This is a genomic window from Spirosoma knui, assembly GCF_054780635.1.
On the sequence record NZ_BAAGVY010000006.1, the window covers coordinates 149122 to 162492 of the forward strand.

A 13371-nucleotide genomic window follows, 5' to 3' on the forward strand; every position below is an offset into this window, starting at 1 on the left:
GAAAAGAAGATAAGCACAGGGAACGTGCCTCTAGTATGTAGTAGGATAACCACAAATATGCCCACGGAAACCGTTAAGGAGCATTCGGCGCAATTGCATGCCCGAAAACATGCCTGAAATACGAAAAGAAATAATGAGGAAGCGCAAAGTGTCGAAGCAGGGGAACACAAAGCAGCAATAAGATAACGAGCGTAGGCGTAGGCAGCAAAAACGCCGTTTGGCTACCCCCGTCGATGGTGATGGCTGGCGTAACGACCGCTTCGAATTGGGCCGCGCTCAGTTGCGCTTCATCCGAAGATGAACGGGTCGATTTACTTGATTTTGCGTGGTCCGCAGCCGTGGCTTGACCGGCCTGAACCGACTTTTTGACGCGCTCCGCTTGCTGCACCAGGCCACCTTGTCCCCAGGCTGCCGTAAACAGCAGTAGGGAAGCCAGAAAAAGCCCCGAAAGACGTTGGACGATGCGCGGTTGCTTCATAATTTTCCTAAGCGGAAGACAAATTTCGTACCATTTTACGAAGAATGCAAGTGTTTATAGTCTATTAATAATGTAGATTTTTGTTGGGCCATGAGCTACTTAAATCAGGGCTATTTCTAAATATTCGATTAACTTTCGGCCATGAATTTGCACGAATTTATACAACTGGCGCTGGCCGAAGACGTCGGCGATGGTGATCATACCTCCTTATCGACAATTCCGGCAGACGCTCAGAAACGGGCCCGCCTGTTAGTAAAAGAAGCCGGTACTCTGGCGGGTGTTGAAGTTGCTCAGGCTGTATTTGCCGAAGTTGACCCGGCCTTACAGGTTGATATTCTGCTAAACGACGGCGTATCTATCCAACCCGGTGATGTTGTGTTAACCGTTAGCGGACGGGCGCAGTCGATTCTGAAAGCCGAACGCCTGGTGCTGAACTGTATGCAGCGCATGAGCGGTATCGCTACGTATACGCGTCAGATGGTTAATCTGTTGGAAGGTACTCGAGCGCAGCTGCTGGACACCCGCAAAACAACGCCCAACTTCCGCATTTGTGAGAAAATGGCGACCAAGATCGGGGGAGCCGTTAATCACCGGTTCGGCCTGTACGACATGATTCTGATTAAAGACAATCACGTTGATTATGCCGGGGGTATCGAAGCCGCCATTACCAAAGCAGTCGCTTATCTGAAAGAAACGGGCCGTTCGCTACGTATCGAGATCGAAACGCGCAATCGGGCGGAGGTTGAAGAGGTATTACGTGTAGGGCAAGTTGACATTATCCTGCTGGATAATTTCCAACCCGATGGTATTCGGGATATGGTACGTCTGATCAATGGCCGGTTCGTTACCGAAGCATCAGGCGGTATCGACGAAACAACCTTACGCGCTTACGCCGAAACAGGTGTTGATTACATTTCGGCGGGGGCGTTGACGCATCAGATCAAAAGTCTTGATTTAAGCCTGAAGGCGTATTAATGCGTTGGGCCTGCGTTCGGTTGAACCGAACGCAGGCCCAACGCATTACCTTGTAAAGTAGACCTTTTTGATTTTGCCGTTCTCAATTGTGTAGATAGCTACTGCTTTTGCCGGTTCTTTGTCGGCGGCAAACGTAACGCTCTCGTGATCGATCACGGTATTGCCCACGGCAATTCGGTTCACTAACTCGCAGTGCAGTAGCTTCGTCCGCTCAAACATGCCGCTGTATTGCTTCCGCATCGTTTCTTTACCCTTGTAGCGAAGTTTGTCCGGAAAATCGTAAATCTCTACGTCATCAGCATACGGTTCCAGAAACGCGTCTATGTTCCGGGCGTTATAGGCGTTAAGCTGACGCTGGGCCAGATCAGCTGGTGTGTCTGGCAAAAGTGTTTTGGGTGTCGTTACGTAGCCCCGGTTAATGACAGTTTCAATAGCGGTAATTGCTTCAATACGTTCCAGTGGATTCTGATTCAGAATTACTACGTTCGCCAGTTTGCCTTCGGCCAAGCTACCGATCTGAGCATCTTTCCCAAATATTTTCGCTCCATTGATCGTCGCTGATCTGAGCAAATCAGCATTGGACAGCCCAGCGGCCTGCATAGCTTTTAACTCATCGATAAACGACGTACCATGAAACGTACCGGGGTTACCGGCATCAGTACCGGCCGCTACGTTGATACCAGCGTTCCATACTTTTCTCAGGTTAACCCGCTTGATGGAATCAACCTTAGCCGCCCGATCTTTATAGGCTGAACTCGTCAGAAAATCAACGTAACGCTTTCGTATCTCGGGCTCGGGCAAGTGTTTGAAGTCAAATAGAGTGCCCAGTACATACGGGTTGGCCGTGCTAAACTCATAAGGCGTTAGCGTTCGGTTGTCCGTAAAGAAGCCGACAATGCCTCGGTTCACAATCATGGTGGGGCAGTAGCTGACCTTGTTCTTCCGAATCAGGTTCAGCAGTTCGTCATCGACAATGCCATCTTCGGGGCTATGGACAAGAAAATCAGCCCCATATTTTACCCCTAGTTTAGCGGCCAGCAATTCCTGCGTGTGGATCGCCAGCTTAAGCTCGTTCTTGTGGGCTTCGTCAATAGCCGCCTGAACGACCGGAATCATTTCGTCGCCTGTCTTTCCCATACCGCGGATAATAAACCAGACTTTAATGAAATCTGGCTTGTAGGGCAACTGCTGACGCACAATTTCGCGGGCTTCCTCGGGCGTATTGGCTTTGATAATTGGCGAATCCGGGACTTTAAACGCGTTGGGCTGATAGGTGGATACCAACGGCCCGGTCATCAAAATCTGCGGACTGGTGTACTGCTTGTTGAACCGGTCGCGATACGGGAATTGATACATAGGGCCACCAATGTCAATAACGGTCGTAATGCCGCAGGCCAGATATCGACGTAACAAATCGCCCATGTTGTCGCGTAACCATTGGCGTTCGGTTTCGTAGGGACGATATTTGCTGAGGTTGACCCCGTCTGGGCGGGTGTAGATGCTGCCCGATTGAAACAGGTGAATATGACTGTCTATCAATCCCGGAATAAGCCACTTGCCTTTAGCGTCGATGACGGTTGCCCCGGCGGGAGCATTCAGGTTTCTGCCGATTTTTTTAATGATTTCGTTTTCAATCAGGACGCTGACATTATCCCGAACCTTACCCGTTTCAACGTCGATAAGATTACCCCCTACGATAAGCACGGGTTGTTTAGGCTGACTCGCGCTATCAGCGCCGACTTGCCCGTACGCAACTAAACTGTTGAGTACGTACGCGAGCCATAGGCTATGTTTGATGAAGTTCTTCACGGTTTACGGAAAAGAGTTGGCGTAGTAAACGCTTAATTATCGACGTTTTTGACGGTTGGCCGATTATCCGTCCGTCGTGTTTCGTACGGAATCTGAAAGGATTTAAGGTTCGGCGTATGGGACCGTTTGCGCTTTAATTCGTACTGATAAATCGTTTGCCCAAGCTGATATAAAAAGGGGTGCCCGACCTGATCGTATTCGTATTTGTCGTCGTTGAGAATGCCGTCGCTATTCACGTAAATGGTAGCGCTCAGCATGTATTCAACCTTGTTGGCAAAATCGGCTACGTATGAGGCATCCGTTAGAAAGCCGTAAGCCCAGCCTACTTTGTTGAACACGCGTACGTTCTTCGGCATTTGGTGGTGAGTACTGTCCATGAAAAAGAACTTTACGTAACTGTCGTAATACTGGGTTGGGTCGTACTTGGGATAATTTGTTTCACCCGAATATTGAGACAGGTACTGGTACAGGAATCGGTAATCGTCGGCGGTTAAGTTGAAGCGTTGCTTAGCCGGAACCGAAGCTGGAAACATAACTGACTTCAAAATCTGGTGCAGCGACTCTAACGGCAGCTTGTTTCGACCGGTAAAATCAAACGGCTCATTCACCAGACTGTCCCGAACGTAGTAGCCCTTGCCAAGCTTGATAGGGCGGCTGAAGTCGAACGGGATAGTATTGTAAGCAGCCGCTTGCCTGTAAATGACCGTGCCATCTGGCCGGATAAACCGAACCGGATTCGTATGGCGGTTTTCTTCGGGTGTCATCCGAACGAAGCGGTGCGTAATCCGCGTGTCAAGATACCCTCGGGCGTGTAAAGACGTATTGATCGCCTGCTGGCCGACAAATTCATACATGCGGCTATAGGGATCATTCTCGCTAACCAAAAACGCTTTTTTAATCAAATGAGCCAGCGAGGGGTAACCGCTTTGGGACGTACTGTCGGCCCATTCCTTAGTTTGCTGGCTGTAGGCGCTGTCGAACTGCATGGCCGTATGCTTGGTCACCTGCGGTAGGTTCAGGTTGTTTACCTTCTCCAGCGACAGTAACGCCAGGGGCAGTTTGACGGTGGACGCGGGGTTGAAGTACTCGGTGCTATCGACCCGGAGATAATAATTGGTAAAGGAGGGCGTATTGGTTTTGTCCCGGTTGATCTGGGTATATATAATCTGTAATCGATACGTCTCCGGATGGTTGATAACCTGCTGGAAAACCGCATTTTGATTCGTTGCAAACAAGTTTCGCAGAAAATCGTCGGTTCGAGCCTGCCCATAACTAACGGATAGGTACACGCACAAGAAACCGGTGAGAAATATCGTAAATCGTCGCATGGCCAACAAAATACGAAATTGATCAAGACATCCTTCGGACATGACCCTATTTTACCGGCCCGGATTCTCGTCAATGCCGAGTCTGGGAAGTGCTGGGTTTAACTCACGGGGAACCACTTTAATCCGGAATACGCGGGTACCCGCTACGTCGAAATCGCAGCTATAGAACCCTCGGAGTTTAACGCCCCGGTAAACGGCGGTATAGTTCACTTTAGGTGGCCAGTTGTTCAGCGCAAGCTCGGCGCTGATGGCATCGACTGCTTTTCGGAGGTTAGAAAAGAAAATGACCGTCGGCTCCCGATGACGTAGCGTATTAAGCGAACCAACGTACTGAGTTGTAATTTCATAAATCAATCGGCTACTCGGCTTTATCCGGACAGGTTTGGCCGTATTGACAGACAAAGGGTTCATATTTAACAATAATGAGAAAAATAATTAGACAATTTTTCTACACCTAAACTAAAACGAGGTTATCGCCGTTTTTAAACTATCACGCCTACACAAGCCCGACTGCTCAGAGACAGTGGGGCTTTTTTATGCTCAAATAGAAAGGTCGGCTACGTAGCCGACCTTTCTATTTGGGGTGTATACATCCTGAAAGCCGAACGGTTATTTCTTATACATTACGGTATCAACCGCCTGTATCGTCCGTTTCACGTTTGGCAGGATGGCCTCGATAAGCGTAGGGGCATATGGCAGTGGAAGATCCATGCTGTTTACCCGCACAACCGGAGCATCCAGGTAATCGAAGGCATTGCGCTGAATGTTGTAAGTAAGTTCCGACGAAATAGCCGCCAGTGGCCACGCTTCTTCTACGATTACACACCGGTTGGTTTTCTTCACCGAGCTGATGATCGTCGCGTAATCGATCGGACGTACCGTGCGCAGATCAATGACCTCCGCCGAAATTCCATTTTTTGCCAGTTCATCGGCCGCTGCCAGTGCTACCTTCATGATCTTACCGAACGAAACAATCGTTACGTCGTTTCCTTCGCGAACGATGTTTGCCTGACCAATCGGAATCAGGTACTCTTCTTCCGGAACCTGCCCTTTGTCACCGTACATTAATTCCGATTCCATGAAGATAACCGGATCATTGTCGCGGATGCTGCTTTTCAGCAGACCTTTCGCATCGTAGGGGTTCGAAGGCACCACCACTTTCAGGCCCGGCGTATTGGCAAACCAGTTCTCAAAGTTCTGTGAGTGCTGCGACGAAAGCATACCTGCATTACCCGTTGGCCCACGGAACACAATGGGACAGGAGTATTGCCCGCCCGACATTGACATTACCTTGGCCGCCGAATTGATAACCTGGTCAATGGCAACCAGCGAAAAATTGAAGGTCATGAATTCGATAATGGGACGCAGACCATTCATGGCTGACCCCACCCCGATACCGGCAAAACCAAGTTCAGCAATAGGCGTATCAATTACCCGCTCCGCGCCAAACTCGTCCAGCATACCCTGGCTTACTTTATAAGCGCCGTTGTATTCAGCGACCTCTTCGCCCATTAAATAGACTTTAGGATCTCGGCGCATTTCTTCCGACATAGCCTCCCGAAGGGCCTCACGGAACTGTATTTCTCTCATGCTGAATGCGTTGATTGCGTTTGATGACTCACCGCCCGCCCTAAGCTGTTGACGTGAGCTGGCTTAAAAACTAGCCAAAATTAGGCAAAATGGGCTGATTCATCAAATGACCAGCTTATACAGATACGAAGTTATTGGCGGTGGCTCAGCAACGAAAATAAAATAAGTCGTTCAGGCAACCTTGCTCACCGGAACTGCATCATTGAGCCATACTGCCACTGATGCGTTTGCCCGAATGCTGTTAAATGATCTTAATTCGGAAGCAGACCGCCTAAGGCCAATCTACTTTTGCCTGCACATCAAAAAAAACCTCCCCTCATGAAGTTTTTACTTTACGTTATTTTATGCTTCGGTGCCTTCACAGCAACGGCTCAGTCACCAGGCATAGCTGAATCAACCCCAGGACAAATTAGAGGGGTACTAGCTGATTCGACTACTGCCAAAGCGGTTCCGTTCGCTACCGTTGCGCTTCAGAACGGAGCCGGGAAACTGGTTACGGGTGCCACGACCGACGACAAAGGGGCTTTCGTACTTGAGAAACTCGCGCTCGGTACGTACCGGCTGGCCATTTCGTTTGTTGGTTATCGGTCACGGGTGATCGATAAGGTGACGATCTCGACGGACAAACCGGTGCTCGACTTGGGGAAAATTACGTTAGCTGCCGATAGTCGTAACTTATCCGAAGTAAACGTAGTCGGTCAGAAAGCGCTCGTGGAAGATAAAGGCGATCGGCTCGTTTACAACGCCGAGAAAGATATATCAAACGCCGGTGGTACGGCTGTCGACGTATTGCGAAAGGTGCCCACGCTCACTGTCGACCTGGATGGTAATGTGCAGATGCGGGGCAACGGGAATATTAAAGTTCTGGTCAACGGGAAACCGTCGAGTATTATGGCGCGTAACCTGGCTGATGCCCTAAAGCAGATGCCGGCCTCAATTATCAAAACGGTAGAAGTGATCACTAGTCCCGGCGCTAAATACGACGCGGAAGGAGCCGGTGGCGTCATTAACATCATTACCAAAAAAGCCCTACAAGGCTTCAACGGTACGGTGAATGCCACCGCCGGAAATTACAATCAATCGGTAGGGACGAGTCTTAATCTGAAAAAGAAAAAGATTGGTTTGTCGCTATCGGCAACGGGTTACCAGTACCGTAATATCCGCGAAAACCAATCGATCCGAACCGCCCTAGCTGGCGGAGTACCAGTGAACATTCTCTCGCAACGCACGACCATGGATAACACCGGTATGGGCGGTTACGGCGAAATGAGTTTCGACTATGATCCCGACACAACCAGCCGTATCAACTTCGCGGCTAACGTCTGGGGCGGTAACTTCCCCAATAACAGTATCGTCACGAACCGGTTGACAACGCCGATGGGTGTTGAGCTACAGGCGTTTCGGAATGAAATCCGTTTCCGTAACCCGTACGGTAATGGGCAACTCGATCTGGGCTACACGAAAACATTCAAAAAGCCCGAGCAGGAGTTTTCGCTGCTGACCCAGTACAGCCGTATGCCCGACAACTATTTTTACGACACGGACCGTTACGCTACGTCGGAAGTGGTTACGTATCGGGAACGTAGCACGAACTACAGCCGAAACAATGAATTCACGTTCCAGTCCGATTATACACATCCGTTCAAGTTTACGGGCCACAAGGATACCACCAGCCTGAAACTTGAAGTAGGAGCGAAAGCCATTTTACGGTACATCGGCAGCGAATACCGGGTTGACCAGGCCAACGACCCGCGTGCCGATTTTGTGCCAGCGCCTGAGTTATCCAATGATTTCGCCTACACCCAGAAAGTGTATTCGTCATATACGTCGTTACGGCTGGACAACAAGCGCAAGTGGGGCCTAAACGCAGGTGCTCGGCTTGAACGTACTGAAATTCAGGGCGATTTTTTGACGACCCGTACGGCCTTTACCAGTCAGTACAATAACCTCATCCCAAGCGTTACGTTATCGAAGGGAATCAAAACCCATACGTTGAAGGTAAGTTATACCCAGCGGATTTCCCGGCCGCTGATCTGGTATCTGAACCCGTGGGTCAATGCCGCTGACCCTAAAAACCTGACTACCGGTAACCCGTATCTGTCGCCGGAACTGAGTCACGCCACCGAGTTTGCCTATAGCGTAACGACCAAGAAGGGGCTGTCTATAAACTCCTCTCTGTACTGGCGGCAGACCAACAACGCTATTGAATATCTATCTACGGTGGATGCGGATGGCGTATCGCTCTCGAAACCCCAGAACATCGGTCGGCGCGCCAACTATGGCTTAAACGTAAACGGTTCGGGGCAGCCCAACAAAAGCTGGAATTTGAGCGGAGGTGTTGACATCCGGTACGTCGACATGAGCAGCCCAACGCTCAATCTACGGAATAGCGGGTGGATCTGGAACGTCAATATGAACACCAGCTATAAGCTACCGAACAACTTTACGCTTCAGGCCAACGGCAATTACGGCTCCGGCTGGATCAACCTTCAGGGAAACTATTCAGGCTGGTACTGGTACGGAATTTCGGGAAAACGGGAGTTCTGGGATAAAAAAGCCAGTCTGACCTTAAGTGTTAACAACCCATTCAGTCGCGGTGTCCGGCAAACGGGTACGCAGATGGCTCCATCGTTCGTATCGGAATTCAGGGCACTTAACGTAACGCGGGCTGTACGGTTGACCTTTGAGTGGCGATTCGGGCAGATGGGAAATGGCGGAGGTAAGCAGAGCAAGAAAATCAGCAATGACGACCGGGGACGGTAAGATAAATCGAGTAATGGTAGGAGGTCGGTTTTATCGAACGACCGCCAGCTTACCCGCTAACCCTTCCGACCCGTCGGCGGCTACGACGACCACTAAGTAAACCCCCGTCTGTGCCTGGCGCCCCCGATAGTCGCGCAAGTCCCAGGTGGCGGTGCCCCCCTGAGAACGGGTTTCGTAAACCAGTTGACCACCCGCATCCAGAATCTTAACGGTTGCATTTTCGACCAGGCCATTGATGCCAACCGTGCCTGTATAGTCAGGCCGGACAGGGTTGGGGAAAATGGTCAGGTTGCTCAAGGTTTCGGCCGGTTCGGTAGCGGAGCCTCGGTAGGAAATCAACCCATTGGGCGTTTGAATAAATACCTGCCCGCTGACTGGTTCGATTGCCAGCGCCTGAATCTGATTTGTCGGCAGTGGACTGTTGCTGGCTGTAAAGGTTTCGAGTAATTGAGAGCCGTCTGGAGCCACAAGATAAAGGCCAGTCTGGGTGCCGAGCCATTTTCGATTACCTCCATCTACGGCAATGCTTGTAACGGTTTCGGTAGAGAGCAGTCGGCGTCGATTCAATAGGGGAGGCTGTGCGTCGATAGTAACATCAAAAGCACCGGCGGGATTGTCGAAAACGGTAGGGCCCTGGTCGGTGCCGACCCAAATGGCTCCTGAGCGGTCTTTAACGAGAGTGCGAACGCTATTCGTAGGCAGGCCTCCTTCGCCACGGGTCGTAGTCAGATAACGAACCCGGTTACCCTGCGGATCAACAACCAGTACCCCTCCGCCTGCCTCCGGGCGAAGCCACAGGAAACCGTAATCATCGGCAACAACCTGAACAATGTTAGTTTGGCTGACAATAGGAAAGGATTGAAACTGACCATCGGACCGTCGAACGTGCAGCGTTGCCGAACGTGCATTGCTCCCGCCGGTCGTTATCCATAAATTTCCGTCGAAATCCGTGGTTAGGCTCGTGATGAAAGGGCCGATGCTGGCGGGTAACGTAACAGCCGTAGGCAACTGCCCGACAGTCTGGCTCCACAGTCCTCCTCCAAAACTGCCTAAATACAACCGTTGCTCAGCCGGAAGATAAGCCGCAGCGTTGAAACTACGGTCCAATCCCGGCAGGGGGGGACTGCTCCACCGGCCCGCAGGTACCGAGTACGTTTCAACGGGGGCAGAGTTGGCCGGTTGAATCGTCGACATCAGTGGAGAGCCGGGCAGCGCAACCAGGGTTTCTGAATAAGCAACGAACTGCGGAAACTGGTCGCGGGTTGGTCCTTCCGGAGCGATGCGCTGGAAGGTGCTGGAATTGCCAAGTAGTAAACCCCGCTGTACATCTGCTACCCAGATTTGCGAGCCGTCAGCAACTACCTCACGGGGTTCAGCCAGTAACGGTCCAGTGAACGTCCCCACGTTGGGTAACGTAACAGACTGATTGGTGGCTAGGCCCACATCATTCCCAGATCGAAATAGCTGCGCAGTCTGGTTGTTTAGAGGCTGAGTCAACACCCAGCTGTTTGTCAGACGTTCGAATACACCCTGTCCAGGGGCTGATGCCAGTAACCGATTCTGTAGGCCAATAATACTGGTCAGGAAGGCTCCAGGCGCTGTAGCTGTCGCGCCGGGCAGTGGAATGGATCGCCAGTTTGCCGGATCCGCAATGTTAACGTTTGGCAGCAGCCGTATGGCTTGCAGATTATTTCTGAAGCCGCCAACGGTAGCAGGAAATGTCAGGGCGTACAAGCTGTCGGTTGTTGCAGCCATTTGCAGAACCGGTAACGAAGAGCCGTTGTCAGTTCGTTGAGTAAAGTATGTATCTCGAATCTCGTTTCGGATCAGATCGAACACCACTAAGCCAAAATCCGTGCTGAGGTAAACGCTGTTACCGGTTCGGTTCAGGTGGTTTATAGTACGGGATTGTGGCAGGTTCGAAGCCGTGGCAATGGTGTTTATATTCTGGACGGAGACGGGTTCTCCAGTGGGCGAAACGGTCAAAATATCCAGATTACCGGTTCGGTAAGCAATCAGTAGTCGATTCTGGTCGGCGAGATACAGCAATCGGCTGATGCCCACGTCGCTCAGGGCGGGAGATGTACCCTTCCCCAGCGTAATGGTCTCCTGAGTCGTTTTATCGTAATAGAAAAAGCCGTTTTGAGTGGCGGCATAGACTTTGTTAGCAACCACCGCGACCGATTGACCGGATTGATAACTAACGTGTGACTGCCAGGTCCCAAGCTGGCAATACCCAGTGGATACAAGACTGAGAACGCTGAAGAGCAGCCAAAAAATAAAGGATAAATGGTGGGGCGAGACAGGCAGCTGATGAGGTTGGTTCGGCCAGTTTCTGCTCGGTTTCGTCTTAAATTTTAGGGTTGAAGGCCCTAGCCTACTCATCTTCGTCTTCATAGACCCACTCTTTCCGGCCGGCATCCTCTCCCAGGTTAAAGCAGCGTCGGCAGCGGGCCTCGTAACTGTCTGTCTCTCCGAGCAATACGCGCTCCTGCGAGGGTACCAGTCGGTACGAATATTGTGCTATATCGCCACAGACCACACAAATGGCATGAACTTTCGTTACGTATTCAGCGATGCTCATCAACTGGGGCATACAGCCGAAAGGCCGCCCGGAAAAGTCCATGTCTAACCCGGCAATGATCACGCGTTGTCCCTGGTTGGCTAACGCATCACAGACTGTAACGATGTCTTTATCGAAAAATTGGGCTTCATCAATGCCTACGACGTCACAATTACCCGCGAGTTCTGTAATCTGGCTCGCTGTTTGCACAGGTATCGATTGAATTGTCACCGCCGAGTGCGAAACGATGTTCGCTTCGTGGTACCGGGTGTCGAGGGCGGGCTTGAAAATACGGACGTTAAGTTTGGCGATACGTGCCCGGTTGAGCCGACGAATCAGTTCTTCGGTTTTGCCCGAGAACATAGAGCCACAAATTACTTCGATCCAGCCCGTTCGGAGGTGGGGCGGTTCGCGTCGGCGGGTAGGTTCAATAAACATACGTATCGTTGGGCGGCAAGTGAGCGGACGTAACGGATTGCTGCAGGCTTACTTTAGGGCCATAAACTGCTTTTTTTGATTTATTTTCAACGAAAAAAAGGTTTACGACTGAAAACTTTATCTTTACAAAACAAAGGCTTTTCCTAATGTCGAACAAGTTTAACGCCAACGCTCTTACCGAATATAGCAAGTCCTACACTCGTCGGATAGCCTCTGACTTTTACCAAAATCACTCGGTAATTAGTGGACAGCAAATCTTATCGCTGACGCCAATCAGCCAGATCAACTTATTCGTTATTAGTAGTTTGTCGGAGAAATGGCGAGCCGATGCGCAGAAGTTCCGTAGCCCCTTTTTCGATTTTACCCACGCTGACGTACAGGAGGCCCTGCAAACGTTTATGAATGTGGTGTCCCAGCATATTTCTGTGCGCCGGGAGCATCTGGAGCCGCTGCTGGTCGAAGCCGTTCGGCGAACCATAATTATGGTTTTTGACCCGCGGGCCTATTTCGATGAGGTTCTTCGCGGACAACCGGAGTTTACGCTGACCGCTGATGCGCTCAAACAGATTACGCGCTATACGAAAATTAACCAGTTTATTCCGGAGTATCTGACCCAGCGGATGAATGGGAAATCGTTTGTGTACGTCAATCAGGCCTTAACGTATCTCGATGAAGCCTTTGCCCAGCGGGCGCATGAGTTAGAGCATTACGACAAGTTTGTGGCTCTATTCTCGGAGAAAGTGCCCATGAACGTACCGGCGCTGTTACGTAGCCATGTACCCGATACAATTCCGTCGGCCAATGCCCGCTCATTTTTTGATACGGCAACCGAACCTGTTGTGCCTCCAGCTCCGTTAGTGCCCGCCGATGCAACGCTCGAGGCCGTAGCACCGGCTATTCCCCCGCAACCTGACCTAACCCCCGCGCCCGTCGACGATACTAGCTCGCACGGACCACTGTTTTTAAATGGTCACGAAGGGCCGGAACCGGTTGCGCCAATCAGCCAGCCCTCGCAGGTGGAGACCGGAGCCATCAGCCAGCCGTCGACGGTGGATGCCAGCCCGGCTGCACCATCGTCGGATGGAGCCTCGTTGAACGACCGGCTCCGGGAGACGACCACGACTGAGCCAGCCAGTATTGCCGAAACGTTCCACCGGGCTCCGATCGAAAGTATTGCGCGGAGTATCTCGTTGAACCAGAAGTTTCGGTTCATCAATCAGTTGTTCAATGGCAATACCAGTGCCTACAATCAGGCTATTGAAGAGATTGATACGCTGAACAATTACGGGCAGGCGCTCGATTTGATTTCGTACCGCTACGCGTCTCAGTACTTATGGGATATGAGCAGTGATGAAGTCAGCGAACTGGTCGAAATATTAAAGCGTCGGTTTTCGTAAACCTAACGGCAGGCCTGGCCCCGCAGCAGC

General features: G+C 51.1%; 10 protein-coding genes. 3 read left to right on the top strand and 7 right to left on the bottom strand.

Annotated features, from left to right (window positions below):
- Positions 1–73: 73 nt before the first annotated feature.
- Positions 74–478, bottom strand: a complete 405-nt coding sequence (locus tag ACYVIY_RS14635; RefSeq protein WP_460977109.1) for a hypothetical protein — start codon at positions 476–478, stop codon at positions 74–76.
- A 141-nt stretch (positions 479–619) separates the two neighbouring features.
- Here ACYVIY_RS14635 and nadC point away from each other — a divergent pair, with 141 nt between their 5' ends.
- Positions 620–1453 carry a carboxylating nicotinate-nucleotide diphosphorylase gene (gene nadC / locus ACYVIY_RS14640; protein ID WP_460977111.1) on the top strand — a complete coding sequence of 278 codons (834 nt, stop codon included), beginning with the start codon at positions 620–622 and terminating at the stop codon, positions 1451–1453.
- A 45-nt stretch (positions 1454–1498) separates the two neighbouring features.
- Here the strand turns inward: nadC and ACYVIY_RS14645 are convergent, their stop codons facing one another.
- The 4 genes from ACYVIY_RS14645 to ACYVIY_RS14660 form a co-directional block, all read right to left on the bottom strand.
- Complete coding sequence (locus ACYVIY_RS14645) at positions 1499–3262, bottom strand: amidohydrolase family protein (RefSeq protein WP_460977112.1); 1764 nt, start codon at positions 3260–3262, stop codon at positions 1499–1501.
- Positions 3263–3294: 32 nt separating this feature from the next.
- Positions 3295–4590, bottom strand: a complete 1296-nt coding sequence (locus tag ACYVIY_RS14650; protein ID WP_460977113.1) for a serine hydrolase — start codon at positions 4588–4590, stop codon at positions 3295–3297.
- Between the two features lie 51 nt (positions 4591–4641).
- Positions 4642–5001 carry a hypothetical protein gene (locus ACYVIY_RS14655; protein WP_460977114.1) on the bottom strand — a complete coding sequence of 120 codons (360 nt, stop codon included), beginning with the start codon at positions 4999–5001 and terminating at the stop codon, positions 4642–4644.
- Between the two features lie 198 nt (positions 5002–5199).
- Complete coding sequence (locus ACYVIY_RS14660) at positions 5200–6195, bottom strand: pyruvate dehydrogenase complex E1 component subunit beta (protein WP_460977249.1); 996 nt, start codon at positions 6193–6195, stop codon at positions 5200–5202.
- A 303-nt stretch (positions 6196–6498) separates the two neighbouring features.
- Here ACYVIY_RS14660 and ACYVIY_RS14665 point away from each other — a divergent pair, with 303 nt between their 5' ends.
- A complete protein-coding gene (locus tag ACYVIY_RS14665) occupies positions 6499–8943 on the top strand; it encodes a TonB-dependent receptor (RefSeq protein WP_460977115.1) in 2445 nt (814 codons plus the stop codon).
- 30 nt (positions 8944–8973) lie between these two features.
- Here ACYVIY_RS14665 and porZ read toward each other — a convergent pair whose 3' ends face one another.
- Both porZ and ACYVIY_RS14675 read right to left on the bottom strand, forming a co-directional pair.
- Complete coding sequence (porZ, locus tag ACYVIY_RS14670; protein WP_460977250.1) at positions 8974–11253, bottom strand: type IX secretion system anionic LPS delivery protein PorZ; 2280 nt, start codon at positions 11251–11253, stop codon at positions 8974–8976.
- Positions 11254–11320: 67 nt separating this feature from the next.
- Positions 11321–11944, bottom strand: a complete 624-nt coding sequence (locus ACYVIY_RS14675) for a thymidine kinase (RefSeq protein WP_460977116.1) — start codon at positions 11942–11944, stop codon at positions 11321–11323.
- A gap of 146 nt (positions 11945–12090) precedes the next feature.
- Between ACYVIY_RS14675 and ACYVIY_RS14680 the strand changes: the two genes are divergently transcribed.
- The gene (locus tag ACYVIY_RS14680) at positions 12091–13341 is read left to right on the top strand and encodes a hypothetical protein (RefSeq protein ID WP_460977117.1); all 1251 of its coding nucleotides are present in this window, start codon (positions 12091–12093) and stop codon (positions 13339–13341) included.
- Positions 13342–13371: the final 30 nt, after the last annotated feature.

Coding starts and splice junctions, on each gene's coding strand:
- ACYVIY_RS14635 (WP_460977109.1), bottom strand. CDS start 478: ATGAAGCAACCGCGCATCGTCCAACGTCTTTCGGGGCTTTTTCTGGCT.
- nadC (WP_460977111.1), top strand. CDS start 620: ATGAATTTGCACGAATTTATACAACTGGCGCTGGCCGAAGACGTCGGC.
- ACYVIY_RS14650 (WP_460977113.1), bottom strand. CDS start 4,590: ATGCGACGATTTACGATATTTCTCACCGGTTTCTTGTGCGTGTACCTA.
- ACYVIY_RS14655 (WP_460977114.1), bottom strand. CDS start 5,001: ATGAACCCTTTGTCTGTCAATACGGCCAAACCTGTCCGGATAAAGCCG.
- ACYVIY_RS14665 (WP_460977115.1), top strand. CDS start 6,499: ATGAAGTTTTTACTTTACGTTATTTTATGCTTCGGTGCCTTCACAGCA.
- ACYVIY_RS14675 (WP_460977116.1), bottom strand. CDS start 11,944: ATGTTTATTGAACCTACCCGCCGACGCGAACCGCCCCACCTCCGAACG.
- ACYVIY_RS14680 (WP_460977117.1), top strand. CDS start 12,091: ATGTCGAACAAGTTTAACGCCAACGCTCTTACCGAATATAGCAAGTCC.